The 15608-nt window shown below is 52.1% G+C and carries 16 protein-coding genes; 7 read left to right on the top strand and 9 right to left on the bottom strand.

The window, feature by feature from the left end; all coding sequences use genetic code 11:
- Window positions 1-64: 64 nt before the first annotated feature.
- From gldE to mutY, 3 genes are all read right to left on the bottom strand, one after another.
- Complete coding sequence (gene gldE / locus J0A68_RS01330; RefSeq protein WP_206576379.1) at window positions 65-1414, bottom strand: gliding motility-associated protein GldE; 1350 nt, start codon at window positions 1412-1414, stop codon at window positions 65-67.
- Between the two features lie 73 nt (window positions 1415-1487).
- A complete protein-coding gene (locus tag J0A68_RS01325; RefSeq protein ID WP_206576378.1) occupies window positions 1488-1949 on the bottom strand; it encodes a single-stranded DNA-binding protein in 462 nt (153 codons plus the stop codon).
- 40 nt (window positions 1950-1989) lie between these two features.
- Window positions 1990-3045, bottom strand: a complete 1056-nt coding sequence (mutY, locus tag J0A68_RS01320; RefSeq protein WP_206576377.1) for an A/G-specific adenine glycosylase — start codon at window positions 3043-3045, stop codon at window positions 1990-1992.
- A gap of 145 nt (window positions 3046-3190) precedes the next feature.
- On the opposite strand from mutY, the gene J0A68_RS01315 reads away from it, so the two are divergent.
- From J0A68_RS01315 to J0A68_RS01305, 3 genes are all read left to right on the top strand, one after another.
- Window positions 3191-3499: an HU family DNA-binding protein gene (locus J0A68_RS01315; RefSeq protein WP_026969549.1), complete on the top strand. Its 309-nt coding sequence runs from the start codon at window positions 3191-3193 to the stop codon at window positions 3497-3499.
- A 17-nt stretch (window positions 3500-3516) separates the two neighbouring features.
- A complete protein-coding gene (locus J0A68_RS01310) occupies window positions 3517-4338 on the top strand; it encodes a tetratricopeptide repeat protein (RefSeq protein WP_206576376.1) in 822 nt (273 codons plus the stop codon).
- 185 nt (window positions 4339-4523) lie between these two features.
- Window positions 4524-6095: an Rne/Rng family ribonuclease gene (locus J0A68_RS01305; protein WP_206576375.1), complete on the top strand. Its 1572-nt coding sequence runs from the start codon at window positions 4524-4526 to the stop codon at window positions 6093-6095.
- A 39-nt stretch (window positions 6096-6134) separates the two neighbouring features.
- On the opposite strand, the gene J0A68_RS01300 is transcribed toward J0A68_RS01305, so the two are convergent.
- Window positions 6135-6590 carry a hypothetical protein gene (locus J0A68_RS01300; RefSeq protein ID WP_206576374.1) on the bottom strand — a complete coding sequence of 152 codons (456 nt, stop codon included), beginning with the start codon at window positions 6588-6590 and terminating at the stop codon, window positions 6135-6137.
- 44 nt (window positions 6591-6634) lie between these two features.
- Window positions 6635-6985, bottom strand: a complete 351-nt coding sequence (locus tag J0A68_RS01295; protein ID WP_206576373.1) for a DUF3127 domain-containing protein — start codon at window positions 6983-6985, stop codon at window positions 6635-6637.
- A gap of 348 nt (window positions 6986-7333) precedes the next feature.
- Here J0A68_RS01295 and J0A68_RS01290 point away from each other — a divergent pair, with 348 nt between their 5' ends.
- Both J0A68_RS01290 and J0A68_RS01285 read left to right on the top strand, forming a co-directional pair.
- Window positions 7334-7936 carry an RNA polymerase sigma factor gene (locus tag J0A68_RS01290; protein ID WP_206576372.1) on the top strand — a complete coding sequence of 201 codons (603 nt, stop codon included), beginning with the start codon at window positions 7334-7336 and terminating at the stop codon, window positions 7934-7936.
- Window positions 7911-8144: a hypothetical protein gene (locus J0A68_RS01285; RefSeq protein ID WP_206576371.1), complete on the top strand. Its 234-nt coding sequence runs from the start codon at window positions 7911-7913 to the stop codon at window positions 8142-8144. Before J0A68_RS01290 ends, J0A68_RS01285 begins: the two co-directional genes overlap by 26 nt.
- Before the next feature lie 39 nt (window positions 8145-8183).
- On the opposite strand, the gene J0A68_RS01280 is transcribed toward J0A68_RS01285, so the two are convergent.
- Window positions 8184-9029 carry an alpha/beta hydrolase gene (locus J0A68_RS01280; protein ID WP_206576370.1) on the bottom strand — a complete coding sequence of 282 codons (846 nt, stop codon included), beginning with the start codon at window positions 9027-9029 and terminating at the stop codon, window positions 8184-8186.
- 1 nt (window position 9030) lies between these two features.
- Window positions 9031-10455 (bottom strand): aldehyde dehydrogenase family protein, encoded by a 1425-nt coding sequence (locus J0A68_RS01275; RefSeq protein WP_206576369.1) that lies wholly within the window; start codon window positions 10453-10455, stop codon window positions 9031-9033.
- A 111-nt stretch (window positions 10456-10566) separates the two neighbouring features.
- Here J0A68_RS01275 and J0A68_RS01270 point away from each other — a divergent pair, with 111 nt between their 5' ends.
- A complete protein-coding gene (locus J0A68_RS01270) occupies window positions 10567-11415 on the top strand; it encodes a glycoside hydrolase family 16 protein (protein ID WP_206576368.1) in 849 nt (282 codons plus the stop codon).
- An 11-nt stretch (window positions 11416-11426) separates the two neighbouring features.
- Here the strand turns inward: J0A68_RS01270 and rluF are convergent, their stop codons facing one another.
- Entirely contained in the window at window positions 11427-12158 is a 732-nt protein-coding gene (gene rluF / locus J0A68_RS01265) for a 23S rRNA pseudouridine(2604) synthase RluF (RefSeq protein ID WP_206576367.1), read from the bottom strand.
- 72 nt (window positions 12159-12230) lie between these two features.
- Complete coding sequence (locus J0A68_RS01260) at window positions 12231-13535, bottom strand: peptidoglycan DD-metalloendopeptidase family protein (RefSeq protein WP_206576366.1); 1305 nt, start codon at window positions 13533-13535, stop codon at window positions 12231-12233.
- A 294-nt stretch (window positions 13536-13829) separates the two neighbouring features.
- Here J0A68_RS01260 and aspS point away from each other — a divergent pair, with 294 nt between their 5' ends.
- Complete coding sequence (gene aspS / locus J0A68_RS01255; protein ID WP_206576365.1) at window positions 13830-15587, top strand: aspartate--tRNA ligase; 1758 nt, start codon at window positions 13830-13832, stop codon at window positions 15585-15587.
- The last annotated feature ends 21 nt before the right edge of the window (window positions 15588-15608 follow it).

Below are 15608 nucleotides of genomic sequence, written 5' to 3'. Positions count from 1 at the left end.
TTCTTGAAAAGCAAAATAATATTCTTGGAAATACGGTATTTTCAGAATATTGTGAATTCAGGTTTTAGTCGGAAAAATGGCTTGCCCCATCCTTTTCCCTATCAAAAAACTGGACCTTCACCTTCTTGATCTTTCGGGTGTCCACTGCCAATACGGTAAACTCAAAGTCGCCAAACTGGATCTTTGTGCCGTTTTTGGGCAGTTTTGAGTTGAGCTCCAGCAGGAGTCCACCCAGGGATTCGCTCTCGCCCTTCACCTCTTCGAAGAGCTGGGAGTCCAGTTCGAGCTTTTTGCAGAAGTCGTTGAGGGACACCTTGCCTTCAAAGATATAGGTGTCGTTGTCCAGTTCTTGGAAGAAAATATCGTCTGTGTCGTCAAACTCGTCATTGATCTCACCGATGATTTCCTCGATCAGATCCTCCAGCGTCACCAGGCCTGAAGTGCCTCCGTACTCATCCACCACAATGGCGATATGCACGCGCATTTTTTGGAAGTCCTTTAATAAGGCGTCTGCCTTCTTGGTCTCGGGGACGTAAAAGCTTTTGCGGATGAGTTCCTTCCAGGGGAAGTCCTCGTCTTTTTCGATATGGGGTAGGAGGTCTTTGATGTAGAGCACCCCGAGGATGTTGTCGATGGTTTCCTCATAGACGGGAATCCGCGAATAGCCGCTCTTGTTGATCTTGTCCATCAGCTCATGGAAGTCCATTTCCACATCCACCGCGGTGATGTCCATGCGGCTTCGCATGACCTGCTTGACGGATAGCGTCCCAAAGTTCACGATACCTCTCAGGATTTCCTTTTCCTCGTCTGGAGTGTCCTCGGTGGTGAGTTCCAGGGCTTGGTTTAGCTCGCCGACGGACAGGGCATAGCCTTTCTGCTCCACGCGCTTCTCGATCAGATTGCTGAAGGCCATTAGAAACCAGGACACCGGCTTGAGGATGGAGGAGAAAAAGGAAAGCGCTGGGGCCAACGAAAGCGCAAAAGGAATCCGTGCCTGGTTGGCATAGACCTTCGGCACTATTTCTCCAAAAAAGACCAGGGCCACCGTGACGCCAACGGACTGGATCAAGATGACCACGACAGCGGTGGCATTGGTACCAAAGATCGTCCAAGACACAAAGGTCGTCAGCGTGACGATGCCGATGTTGATCAGGTTGTTTAGGATGAGGATGGTGCTCAGCAGCTTTTTGGGATTGGAAAGCAGCAGGGCTACTTGGCGTCCACGCCTGGGATCCGACTCCTGGATGGAGGAGATCTCTTCGTTGTTTAGGGAGAAAAATGCCACTTCGGACCCGGAGGCTAGGGCAGATCCTATCAACAGGAGGAGTAGGATCAGTCCGTTGAAAAAGAAATAACTAAATGATGGCTCGTAAATCTGCGCGATCAGGTAGTAACTCGGGTAGGGGTCGTCCATGTAGGCGAAAAGCTGGTTGGGGCAAAAATAAGTAATTCCCCTGAAAATCAATTTCAGGGGAATCGGATATCAATCAAAATGGCAAATCGTCGTCTGAGTCGTCCATGACCAAGTCAGGTCCCGGGCTGGACGAGCTGGCGGTCGCTGCGGGCCTTGGGCTGGACTGGGGCGCTGCCGCGGACTGGCCGCCACCGGCACCTTCGGGCCTGCCGCCCAGCATAGTGAAGCTGAGCACGCGGATCTTGGTTCTGTATCTGTTTTGGCCTTGGTCATCCTGCCAGGTGTCGGTCTTGATTTTGCCCTCCACGTAGATCTGGGATCCTTTTTTGAGGTATTGCTCGGCGATTTTGGCCTGTCCATCCCACATTTCCAGATCATGCCATTCGGTCTGGTCGATGCGGTTTCCACTGCGGTCCTTGTAAGATTCGGTGGTGGCCAGCCTGAGCCTGGCGACGGCTTTGTCTCCTTCGAGGTATTTGACCTCCGGGTCTGCCCCGAGGTTTCCTACCAATATCACTTTGTTCACTCCTGCCATAGTTCTGTTTGTTTGGGTTCAAAAATAGGATTGAAGTTACCTAAATCCCCTGATCGTTCAAAAAGTTCACGATCAATTTAGGTTTGGCCAGGTACTCTATTTCCTTCTCGGCGACGAGCAGATAGCCTTCGTTTTCACACCATTGGCTGAGCTCTGGGCGTTTTTCGGCCGGAAGTTCGATTTCCGAAAAACTGGCATTGAGCTTCTGGTGTGACAGAATGTGTCTGTATTTTTTTGGATAGGGCTTGGGCTTGGCTTTGGATATCGTCTCCAAGGCATCCGAGGTCTGCTCCATACTGGGAAAATCGTGGAGCCCTTCCCAAATGTCCCCCGCGCTTCTCTTTTTCCAGACCCAATCCTCCCCGCAGCGGATCACATAGTAATGGAGGTTCCGCTCTTTGACCTTCACCTTGTTGACCTTCACGGGCAGCTGTCCGACCAGGCCGTGTCGGAATGCAAAGCAGGATCCCTGAACCGGGCAGACGGCGCAGTCAGGATTTTTGGGGATGCACTGGCGCGCCCCAAAGTCCATCATGGCTTGGTTAAACTCGGCCGGGTTGTCTCGGGAGATGAGCTGGTTTGCCAAAGCCTCAAACTCCTTTTTGGCCTTGCCCGTGGCGATGTCCGTCTCGATTCCAAAATAGCGGGCCAAGACTCGGAAGACATTGCCGTCCACGACCGCCTGGGCCTCCCCAAAGGCGAAGCTTGAAATCGCAGCGGCGGTGTAGCTGCCCACCCCTTTTAGTTTGAGGAGTTCGGAGTAGCTGCCGGGAAACTGCCCGCCCAGCTCATGCCAGATGTACTGGGCGCATGCGTGGAGGTTGCGGGCGCGGCTGTAGTACCCCAGTCCCTGCCACAGTCGGAGGACTTCCGACTCGGGGGCTAGGGCCAGGTCTTTCACCGTCGGGTAGCTCTCGACAAAAGCGTAATAATAAGGCAAACCCTGGGCAACACGGGTCTGCTGGAGGATGATTTCCGACAGCCAGATTTTGTAGGGATCTCGGGTGCCTCTCCAGGGCAAATCCCTCGGGTTGGAGCGGTACCAAGAAATTATATGGAAAGAAAACGCTTGATTATCAGGGGTTTTAAGATTCATTCAGATCAAATATTTCGGGTGCAAACCAAGGTAATTTTTTTGATAATGTTTTTTAATTGAGTTGGTTATCGTACATTTGCAGTCCCAAAAACACTTGGTTAATAGGTTGTTAAGCTTATTTCGTAATTTCTAAATTAAAAACACTGTGACAAAAGCAGAAGTAATCACCAAGATTTCAGACAAAACCGGAATCCAGAAGGACGATGTTACACAAGCCATCGAGGCGTTCTTCAAAGTCGTGAAAGACTCCATGTCTGACGGAGAAAACATCTACGTGAGAGGTTTCGGTAGCTTCATCAATAAGAAAAGAGCTAAGAAAATTGCGCGTAATATCTCCAAGAATACAGCTATCGTGATTGACGAACACTACATTCCGGCGTTCAAGCCATCCAAGGTGTTTGTGGAAAAGATCAAAAACAGCAAAAAAATCAAGCAATTGGCTCCTCAGGACTAAGTCTGGGGTGTATTGACATGAAAAAATCACAGCTCATTCTCATCGTTTTAGGGATCTGTACCGTCGCCGGGCTGTATGCCTTGCCAAAGGTCGTCGTGGACAATGAGGCGGGTACGACTACGGTCGAGGACTCCCAGGCGCAGCAGTCGACCGACGTGGCCGGAATGCATGAGAATGAGCTTTCTTCCGAAAACCGCTCCGAGGCGGATGGGTTTAAGGCCACTTTGGCCTCCACCCAAAACCCATCCGAGCTAAGCGCGGCCGCCAAATCTCTGGCGGCTATCTACCAGAAAGAGGGGATGTTTGACAGCGCTGCCTACACGCTGGAAAAAGCACTGATGGTGAACGCATCGAACCTTGGGTTGGTTGAGGAAGCGGGTAAGGCCTTTTACGAAGCCTACTCTTTCGCTTTGGACAAGGCCAAAGTGGAGGCGCTGGCAGAGAAAACCCGGACTTACCTAAACCAGGTTTTGGAAAAAGATCCAAGCCGACTGGATTTGAAAACGAAAGTGGCGATGACTTACGTATCTTCGGCCAATCCTATGCAGGGCATCACCATGATGCGGGAGATTCTCGCTGAGGATCCCCAAAATGAGGACGGGCTGTTTAATATGGGAGTACTTTCCATGCAATCCGGCCAGTACAAGCGTGCCGCCGAGAGGTTTGAGGAGTTGGTCAAGTATCATCCCGCCAATCTTCAGGGGCAGTTTTACCTGGCGGTGAGCTATTTCGAGTCAAACGAAAAAAACAAAGCGAAAGCACAGTTTGAGGAAGTGAAGAAACTGACCCAGGATCCGATGATCCTGGAGAGCGTACAGACCTACCTCGACCGGCTATAAATTATTGTTACACACTTAAATTCTAAAAACTATGCCTTGCGGTAAGAAAAGAAAAAGACATAAGATCGCTACGCACAAGCGTAAGAAGAGACTTAGAAAGAACAGACACAAGAAGAAGTAATCCGCTTCTTCTTTTCCCGTTTCTATAACAAAAACGTTCATTTACATCATATCAAGACGAACTTTTGAGTACGGAATTGTTAATCGATTCTGCTCAAAACGGGAGTCGGATTGCCCTACTGCAAGACAAGCAACTGCTGGAGCTCCATTCCGAAGGGATGGACAACCAGTTTAAGGTAGGTGACATTTATCTGGGCACGGTCCGCAAGATCGTCAATGGACTCAACGCTGCGTTCATCGACGTCGGGTATGAGAAAGACGCCTTTCTCCATTACCAGGACCTTGGCCCGAATGTCAACTCGATGTTGAAGTTCACCAAGATGGTGCGCAACAACAACTACCAGAGCTACCTGCTGAAGGGGTTTGAAAACGAGCCTGAGATAGACAAGATCGGCAAGATCGAGAAAGTGCTGTCCAAGACCAACCAAGTGCTGGTCCAGGTCGTCAAAGAACCCATTTCCACCAAAGGCCCCCGACTATCCTGTGAGCTCTCTCTGCCCGGACGCTACCTGGTGCTCGTACCCTTCTCCGATACGGTCAACGTATCCAAGAAGATCCGAAGCAACGAAGAGCGCAAAAGGCTTCTCAGACTCATCAATTCGATCAAACCTGCCAACTTCGGAGTAATCATCCGAACCGTGGCCGAAGGACAGTCCGTGACGGAACTTGACAAAGACCTTCGAAACCTTCTCGATTCCTGGGAAGGGGGAATGAAAAAATTGCTGAAAGCCAAAAGCCGGGACAAAATCATCGGAGAGATGAGTATGGCCTCCTCACTTATCAGAGACCTGCTCAATGAATCATTCGACGCAATCACCGTAGAAGAAGAATCCACTTACGATCAGATCAGATCCTACATCAGGTCAATAGCCCCTGAAAAAGAAAAAATTGTCAAGCTTTACAACGGTAAAGCCAAGCTCTTTGAAAGCGCTGGAATCGAAAAACAAATCAAAAGCCTGTTTGGACAGACGGTAAGCTTGCCCCAGGGCGGCTATGTCATCATCGAACATACCGAAGCCCTCCATGTCATCGACGTGAACAGCGGCAACAAGTCCAACCAGGAAAGCGACCAAGAATCCACCGCACTGAAGACAAACATGGTCGCTGCCAGGGAGATAGCCAGACAGCTCCGCCTCCGGGATATGGGAGGGATCATCGTCGTCGACTTCATCGACATGAAGAAGGCCGAAAACAAAAAGGCCATCTACGAGGTGATGTTGCAGGAGATGAAGTCTGACCGATCCAAGCACACCGTATTGCCTCTGAGCAAATTTGGGCTCATGCAAATCACCCGCCAGCGGGTAAGGCCCGAGGTCAACATCGTGACCAAGGAGACCTGCCCGTCCTGTAACGGTACCGGCAAGATACAGGCCTCGATCCTGGTCGCCGACAAGCTGGAGCACGATCTCCATCATATTGCCACGATTCAGAACGTGGCCAAAATACAAATTGGGCTGCATCCCTATCTGCACGCTTACTTTACCCAAGGCCTGATTAGCCAGCGGGTCAAGTGGTTTTTCAAATATTACAAATGGATAAAACTGATCAGAGATTCTTCCCTGCCCGTGACGGAATACAGATTCCTGGATGAATCTGGTGAAGAAATCGAACTACAAGTAAAAAGCGAGACTGAGTAAGTCTCGCTTTTTTTTTGGCCGCCCTGATCAGTAAAATGGCTAAACAAACAATCCCCAGCCGTCATCATAGCGATCACTGGGATCAAAGCCTTTCACCCAGTCCACAAAAAGGGTCTTGAATTCGCCTATGGCTTCCCGCAGGAGGTTGAGGTGCTCTTCGGCGTGGGTCTCCTCCACCGCAAGCTGATAGGTCATGGAGTGGAGGTGACGGGCGTGGACTTTCATGATGGTCGCGTTCTCCATCTTGAGGATGTAGTCGTTGACTCCCTCGGCGGCGGAAAACTTGGTGCACATCACCATGGCATCCTCCTTCATCATGCCTCCATAGAGCTCCTTGCGCGCTTCGTCGAGGCTGCCGACCAAGGCACGGGTGAGCGATACGATCTCGTTCGCTTTTTTCATGACCGGGTGGGAGTAAATCTGATCCCGCTGCGATTTGGGGTCAAATTCACTCTCCTCGTCCCAGTCCTCGTCCTCGTCAAAATCATCCCACATCGAAAAATCGAGTTTAAAAAAGGTGGAAATCCTATGTTGCCAGATCAGAATGGAAGCTTGTCCTCGTCGCTCTCGGAGTAGAAGGTGTCCACTTCCGGCATCGCGGCGCCTCTGCCTGCGTTGCCATTGCTGGCGCGGTCTACTTTGAAGGCTTTGACCTCGGTGTACCATCTGCCATTGTATTCGCGGCTCTCCACGTCAACTCCCAGGGTAACCTGCTCCCCCACTTTGAGGGCAAACTGGTCAATTTTGTCACCCCAAATCGAAACGCAGACCTTTTTAGGGTATTGTCCTCCGGTCTCGAGGATGTATTCCTGCTTTCTCCAGGCGTTGCCGGCCTTGGAGTTTCCGCCTACTTCGGGGAGTTGGTTGATTACTTTTCCGCTTAAATCCATGGTAATTGTTTTTACTTGATAAGATTACGAAGGTAAGGATTGGAGGGAATTTTTCCGGCCGTTCGCCGTGGGAAAAGAATCTACTTTTTCCCGGACGTTAACATTTTTTGGCATGACCTTGGCCCTAAAATGGGCAATAATGCCGCGTGACTCGGTAGAAAAGCTTGAAAAAGAGCGGGTTTCAGAATTTCCTTTTGAATTTGCCTTGCGACTTGACAAATACTCACAAAACCACTTAGATTGAACTTCATTGGCTCCTTTTGCCAAGCTCCCCCTTCCATTCAATTTCTTTCACTTTTAACAGATACTATGGCCTAGACTTCTACGTTGTTCATAAACCAACTTAAAATGAGTAAGCGAATAGGTCCGCAGGACAGCGAGTTGATAGCTCAGTATCGAAATGGCAGTGAAGCTGCCTTTGACGTTTTGGTAGACCGCTACCAAAGCAAGGTTTTTACCACAATCTACCTGATCGTCAAGGATCAGGATGTAGCCGAGGACTTGCTCCAGGATGTCTTTGTGAAAGTCGTGCAGACCATCCACTCAGACCGTTACAGCGAGGAGGGGAAGTTTCAGCCGTGGCTCATGCGCATCGCGCACAACCTGGCCATTGACTACTTCCGAAAAGCCAAGCGATACCCGACTATTCTGATGGAAGACGGCTCCAATCTCTTCAATTCCCTGCGCTTTGCCGAGTCATCGGTAGAGGATCACAGGATGAAGGAGGAGACGCTGGAGATGGTGAAAAAACTGATAGAAGAGCTTCCCGAGGCCCAGAAAGAAGTGCTGGTGATGCGGCACTACCTCGATCTGAGCTTTCAGGAGATAGCCGACCAGACCGGCGTCAGCATCAACACTGCCCTGGGCAGGATGCGCTACGCACTGATCCATCTGAGGAAGAAAATGAAGAAAATAAATTTTGCCTATGACAAAACCATTTACCCCAAATGACCTGGTACGATATATCTACCGGGAAATGCCGGAAGCAGAACAAGAACTCTTGATGCAAGCCTTGCAAAGCGACGACTCGCTGATGCAAGAATACGTGGAGATGCTGAGCACGATAGAGCAACTTGACCAGGTTCGCCTGCAGCCTTCCGACAAAGTAGTGAAAGCCATCAAGGCGATGGCCCATTCTACGGGACTACAGAAAGTCTGAAACGTATTGGTAACCCCGGATTTCCGGGGTTTTTTCTTTTTAGAACTCGCCGATGAAAACCCTGGCCTGGCGGAGGAGCTGTGCGTAGGTATCCGCCGTAAAGCCGTGACCCTGGCTTGGCACCGTGGTGAACTCATGCCGCACGTTTTCGGACTGCAGTTTTGCTTCCAGAAGCGCACTTTGCGAAATGGGCACGACGGCGTCTTGGTCACCATGGAACAGGATCGTCGGCACATCCAGTCGGTCCACATGGCTGATAGGACTGAGGGCGGCATAGGCGGAGGCGGCAGACTCGGGCGAGCCGCCCATCAGCAAACTGAGCGTCGAGGCAGTCAGCGTGTTGTTACCATACAGTGCCGTCAAATCGGTAGGAGGGAAAAAAGCCACGGCGGCTTTCAGGTCCGAACTGTTGTTTTTATAGGCGTGCAGCAGCGCTAGGTGCCCACCCGCGCTGGCTCCGGCGATGACGATGTCGTCAGAGAGGTTCCATTCCCCGAGGTGCGCCTCGATGTAGTCAAAGGCCGAGATGATGTCCTGCTCCTGCGTCGCAATGCCGTTGCTGCCTGTGGTGAAGTCGAAGAGGCGGTAGTTTAGCGAAATGAGCGCATAGCCTGCAAACTCGCTTTCCAGAAATGGCTTCACCTGCAATACCTCGCTTTTGTCACCATCTATCCAAGCCCCACCGTGGATATAGACCAGCAGCGGCGTGTCGCTTTGGCTGCGTCCTCCTGGGAGGAAAATATCCATTTTTTGCTGTGCGTGGCTGCCATAGGCCTCGTCGAGCAGCTCGGCCGGTGGCAGCACTCCCGAGACCTGATCCTCGTCGCAGGAGAAAAAGACCACGGCCGAGAGAAGTAAAAAGTATCGGTCAAAGTATTTTTTCATGTCAAAACCATTTGATTAGTGATGCGATGATTTTTTTGGCTTTCACGCCGTAGGGAGGTCGCAGGAGGGTGACGTTGTTGAATCCCACCCGCTGCTTGAGGACTCCTTTTTCGTTGCTGAAGGCCAGAAAGCCAAACTCCCCGTGCGACTTTCCCAAGCCACTGTTGCCTATGCCTCCAAAAGGAAGATTGTGGTGCATGAAGTGAAGCACACAATCATTGACGACGGCGTTTCCGGAGCTGGTCTTTTCCAGGACTTCGGCGCTTTCCGTACCTGAGCCAAAGACATAGAGCGCCAGAGGCTTGGGCTTTTGGTTGACGTAGTCGATCGCTTCTTGCAGTGTCTGGTAGCCGAGTATGGGAAGCAGGGGGCCGAAGATCTCCTCCTGGGAGATGGCCATGTCTTCGGAGGTTTGGCTCAGGAGGGTGGGCTCGATGTACAAGTCCCCTTCGACGATTCCGCCGCCAAACTCCAGTTTTGCGCCTTGGTCAAGGGCCTCCCGCAGGTAGCCGCTGAGCCGCCCAAAGTGTCTGGAATCGATGATGCGTGCCAGGTCGGGGGACTTTTCTATTCCCTGGTGCTTCGGGTCATACATGTCCCGGATGGCGATGGTCAATTCGGCGACGAGCTCCTTCTTTCTGCTTTCGTGAACCAAGATATAGTCTGGGGCGATGCAGGTCTGGCCTGCGTTCACGAATTTGCCAAAGGCGATTTTTTTGGCTGCGTCGGGAATGTCCGCGGACTGGGTGACGATCGTGGGCGATTTGCCGCCGAGCTCCAAGGTCACCGAGGTGAGGTGCTTTGCAGCCGCCGCCATGACGATCTTTCCAATCTTGGGACTGCCGGTAAAGAAAATGTGGTCAAAAGGAAGGGAAAGCAGCGCTTGGGATACCTCCGCGCCACCCAGGCAGACGGTCACTTCCTCGGGGGTAAAGAGCTCCTCCACCATCTTGGCGATCAGGGCCGAGGTGTTTGGGGTCAGCTCGGAAGGCTTGATGATGGCTGTGCAGCCAGCGGCAAGCGCGGACACCAGTGGGCCTATGGTCAGGTTAAAAGGATAGTTCCATGGTGCGATGATCAGGGAGCAGCCTTTGGGTTCGTATTGGATATGGCTGCTGGTGCCAAACATTGGCATCGGCATCGATGCTTTGGACGGCTTCATCCAGGATTTCAGATTCTTCTTGGCGTGGTTGATCTCCGAGGTCACGGGAAAGATCTCGGAGAGGTCGCTTTCGACCTCAGGTTTTTTGAAATCCTGCCAAAGTGCCTCACGGATCGTCTTTTGGTTACTCCGTATCCAGTCCCCGATTTTGACTAGGCGATCGATCCGTTCTTCCGTGGTAGAGCGGCGCCATGCCTCCGCCGTCTGCCTTTGGGCTTGGAAGATCTGTCGGAAGTCAGTTTGTGGCAGCGTGTCGGTATCCATGCAGGGCGTTTTTTGGGAAATATGCGATCCAATATAAGAAAGAGCGGCGACAGGAGACTTCTTTCTTCCCAAGTCCGGAGCCGATGGATTTCTTTTCGTACTTTTTGACCTATGAAATACTTCCTTTTGGTGTGTATGATCGGTTTGGGTCATGCAGCCCTTTCCCAAAAGCAATTTGACCCCAAGGATACCGGCTATCGCCTGGTGTGGCAGGAGGAGTTTGACGGAGACGGAAAGGTGGACGCGACCAAATGGGGTTTTGAAAAGGGCTTTGTCAGAAACCGGGAGCTGCAATGGTATCAGGAAGCCAACGCCCGCGTGAAAGAAGGACAGCTCGTCATCACGGGACGACGGGAAAAGGTGCCGAATCCGGGATTTGAGTCAGGGCAGGAGGACTGGAGAAAGTCCAGGGAATATGCTGAGTACACTTCCTCGAGCATCCATACCCGGGGGAAGTTTGAATTTCAATACGGAGTCGTAGAAGTACGGGCCAAGATCGATACGGCGCTGGGGATGTGGCCAGCGATCTGGACCTTGGGGGTGAAAAATCCCTGGCCTGCCAACGGGGAGATCGATATTATGGAGTTTTATCGGGTGAAAAACGAGGCGACGATCCTCGCCAATGCCGCCTGGGCCGACGAAGGGCAGTGGCGAGCCAAGTGGGATGAGGCCAAGATTCCTTTTTCGGGTTTTTTGGAGATGGACTCCGACTGGCCGTCCAAGTTCCACCTCTGGAGAATGGAATGGGACGAGGATTTCATCCGGCTTTTTCTAGATGACCGGCTGCTCAACGAGATCGACCTTTCGCAGACCACCAATCCGGATGGCTTCAACCCTTTTCGCCATCCCCACTATCTCCTGCTGAACCTAGCCATCGGCGGCAACGGAGGCGATCCGGCCGGGACTTCGTTTCCGAAGGAATACCGGGTGGATTATGTCCGGGTGTACCAAAAAGACTGAGCGCAGCCTTTTCAGTCGAAAGTCTTGGAGCTGTCGGCGATCAGTTCGTTCAGCTCTCTCATCTCTTTTTCCGTGAGGTCCCGCCACTTTCCCACGGGCAGATCCAAGTGGATGTTCATGATGCGGATGCGCTTCAGCTGCTTGACGGTATAGCCGAGGAATTCACACATGCGACGGATCTGTCGATTGAGTCCCTGGGTGAGGATGATCCTAAACTTGAACTTGGTGATCAGCTCCACCTTGCAGGGGTCGGTCACCGTGCCGAGGATGGGGATGCCGGAAGACATCTTTCGCGCGAAGCTGGCGTCGATGGGCCGATCCACCGTGACGATGTATTCCTTTTCGTGGTTGTTTTTGGAGCGGAGGATCTTGTTGACGATGTCGCCCTCGCTGGTCAGGAGGATGAGGCCTTCGCTGTCCTTGTCCAGCCGCCCGATGGGAAAGATCCGCTCTGGGTGACCGATGTAGTCGATGATGTTGTTTTTTTCGCCCTTGACGTCTGTGGTGGAGACAATGCCGACGGGCTTGTTGAAGGCAATGTAGGTATGGACTTTTTTGGGTTTGCCGATGAGCTTACCGTCCACGCGGACTTCGTCTTTGGGAAAGACCTTGGTGCCGAGCTCGGGAAGTTTGCCGTTGATGGTGATCCTGTTTTGCTCCAGCAGCTGATCCGCAGCCCTTCGGGAGCAAAAGCCCACCTCGCTGAGGTACTTGTTGATCCGAATCGATGAATCCTCACTCATAGAAAAAAGAAAATGGATTTGACCCCAAAGTTACCGGATCAAATCCATTCCTGAAATTTCGTGCTGGTTTCCTTAGAGTCCTTGTACTGCCAGCGAATCGGAGAGTGTCGCCAGCAGGCGCTTTTCCCCGTTGAGCGGGATAGAAGCCAGCTGGCTCATGGACTCCATTTTCTTGGATTCAAAAGCGGCCAGATTGGCTTTGGAGATCGGCTCGGAAGGGGGGATGTCTTCGGCCAGCCAGTCTTCCTGCTTGCCGTTTTTCCAAAATCTGAAGCACAGATGCGGACCGGTAGCCAGGCCAGTGCTGCCTACGTAGCCGATCACCTGACCTTGCGAGACTCGTGCGCCTGCCTTGATACCCTTGCCGATTTTGGACATGTGCAGGTATTGGGTGGTGTAGGTGCCGTTGTGTTTGATCTTGACGTAGTTGCCGTTGGCAGAGGTGTATTTGGCCTCGACCACCGTGCCGTCGCCCACGGAGCGGATCTCGGTACCGGTGCGTGCGGCGTAGTCGGTGCCGAGGTGCGGCTTGTATCTTTTCTGTACCGGGTGGAATCGCTTCAGGTTGTACCTGGAGCTGATGCGGGTATATTCCAGCGGATCTCTGAGGAAAGCTTTCTTTAGGGAGTTGCCTTCCTGGTCAAAGAAGTTGGTCTCTCCGTTTTGCTCGAAAGGAATGGCGTGATAGGGCTTGCCATTGTGCTGGAAATAGGCCAACTGTATGCCGGAGACGCCTACGACATTTCCATCGACGATCTTTTCCTCATACACGACCTTGAACTCGTCGCCTTTTTGCAAAGCTTGGAAATCCACCGACCAGCCAAAGAGGTCGGCAAACTTGTTGATCACCGCTATGGAGACCTCCTTTTTGTCCATGTCCACATAGAGGGAGTTTTCGATGGTGCCACCTATCTCCCGGGTGCGATACTCAGCGGGCTTTTCGGCCTTGTAGATATCCATGGAGTCGAGGTTGAAGACCACGTACTCGGCAGGGTTGGGTTCGTAGATGAAAAACTGGGCTTGTTCGGAAGCCGAGGGAGAGATGATCGTGAATTTTTTGTTGGCCGCGATGCCCCTCACGTCAAAGACAGCCTTGGATTTTTTGGCGATCTCGTCGATGATTTGGTAGGGGACATTGAAGGGGGAAAGGATGGATGCCAGGGTTTGGTTTTTGCTGACTGTACCTTCCACGATGTTGAGTCCGGTGACGTTGATGCCGTAGAGGAAGACTTCCTTCTCTTTTTGGAGTGCGGCGCTGTCTGCTGCGATGGCCAGTGGGTCTGGCTGCTCGGACTGGCTTTCTTTACTGATTTGGAAAATGGCACCGGCTCCGAGGGTGAGGGCGAGAGCGGCAATGCCTATCCATTTGTTGTTCATTAATCGCTGATTTATAAGGCGTAACAGAGAAATTGATATCCAATCAAGACAAATTGGCGGGATTTTCCAAACGAATTGATGCGGAATACGTTAGCAGCGCCAATTTTCGTGCCGCAATGTTGCAGTAAATGCCCTGAAATCAAAATTCCTTGATTTTTAACTTTTTAAAATTTATCGGAAAATCAGCCTTTTTCTAAGGTCAAATCTTGCTTTTGTTGCGAATCTTTCAAAAGGAAATGCTGATCTCTGGATCAATTATTTATCTTTGACATCCCAAAAAATCAAGGAATCAAAATGTTGAGAACTCATACTTGCGGCGAACTGCGCCTCGACCATGTAAATCAGGAAGTGACCCTCGCGGGCTGGGTTCAGCGCGTCCGCAACAAAGGTGGGTTGATCTGGGTGGATCTTCGCGACAGGTATGGGGTGACTCAGCTGATTTTTGAAGAAGGATCCACGGACAAGGCCTTGCTGGAAAAGGCCGCTGACCTGGGTCGCGAGTTTGTGGTCTCCGCCAGCGGAACGGTCATCGAGCGTACCGCCAAAAACGACAAAATGCCCACCGGATCCATCGAGATCAAGGTTTCCCAGCTGGAAGTCCTGAATGCGGCTAAGATCCCCCCCTTTATCATCGAAGACGAGACCGACGGTGGTGACGAGCTGCGCATGAAGTATCGCTACCTCGACCTGAGAAGAAACGTGGTCAGAGAGAAGCTTCAGCTGCGCCACCGGATGATGCAGGAAACCCGCAAATTCATGGACGGTCAAAACTTCATCGAAGTGGAGACGCCTGTCCTGATCAAATCTACACCGGAAGGTGCAAGGGATTTTGTCGTGCCCAGCCGCACAAACCCAGGTGAATTCTACGCCTTGCCCCAGTCACCGCAGACCTTCAAGCAGCTGCTGATGGTGAGTGGATTTGACAGATACTTTCAGATAGTAAAGTGCTTCCGCGACGAGGACTTGCGGGCTGACCGCCAGCCGGAGTTTACACAGATCGACTGCGAGATGGCCTTTGTGAACCAGGAAGACATCCTGAATACGTTCGAGGGATTGGTGAAGCACCTCTTTTCCTCCGTGAAAGGCATTGATCTCGGCTATGTCGAGCACATGACTTTTGCCGACGCAATGAAATACTATGGCAATGACAAGCCGGACTTGCGCTTCGACATGAAGTTTGTCGAGCTCAATGAGGTGGCCAAAGGAAAAGGCTTCGGCATTTTTGACAATGCGGAGCTGGTCGTCGGCATCTGTGCCAAAGGCGCTGCCGAATACACCAGAAAGCAGATCGACGAGCTCACCGAGTGGGTGAAGCGTCCGCAGATCGGAGCCAAAGGATTGGTTTATGCGAGATACACTGCTGACGGTAACTTAAAATCCAGCGTAGACAAGTTTTATGAAGTGGAAGATCTCCAAGCTTGGGCGGATGCCTTCGGGGCAGAGCCGGGTGACCTGATGCTCGTGCTGAGCGGGGATGCCAAGGCTGTCCGCAAGCAACTGTCGGAGCTGAGACTGAGAATGGGCGAGGACCTGGGACTGCGCGACCGTACCAAGTTCAAGCCGCTGTGGGTGGTGGACTTCCCGCTGCTGGAGTGGGATGAGGAGACCAAGCGCTACCACGCGATGCACCATCCTTTCACTTCTCCCAAGCGCGAGGACATTCCTCTGCTGGAGACCGACCCGGGAGCCGTGCGCGCCAATGCCTATGACCTAGTGATCAATGGCGTGGAAGTCGGAGGCGGCTCGATCCGTATCCACGACCGCGCCACGCAGCAGCTGATGTTCACCCATTTGGGCTTCAGCGACGAGGAGGCACAAAAACAATTCGGATTCCTGATGGAGGCTTTCGAATACGGAGCGCCGCCGCACGGAGGGATTGCCTTTGGCTTTGACCGGCTGTGCGCCATCTTCGGGGGATCTGACTCTATCCGCGACTACATCGCTTTCCCAAAGAACAACTCTGGACGCGACGTGATGATCGACTCGCCGAGTACCATTGCCGACGAGCAACTCAAGGAACTTTCGATCCGGGTGAGCCTGGAGCAGAAATAAAAAAGGGGCTTCGGCCCCTTT

The organism is Algoriphagus oliviformis (assembly GCF_017254915.1).
Classification (GTDB): Bacteria; Bacteroidota; Bacteroidia; order Cytophagales; family Cyclobacteriaceae; genus Algoriphagus; species Algoriphagus oliviformis.
The sequence above is the reverse complement of the archived record's forward strand: the minus strand, read 5'-3'. Positions and strand labels throughout refer to the sequence as shown.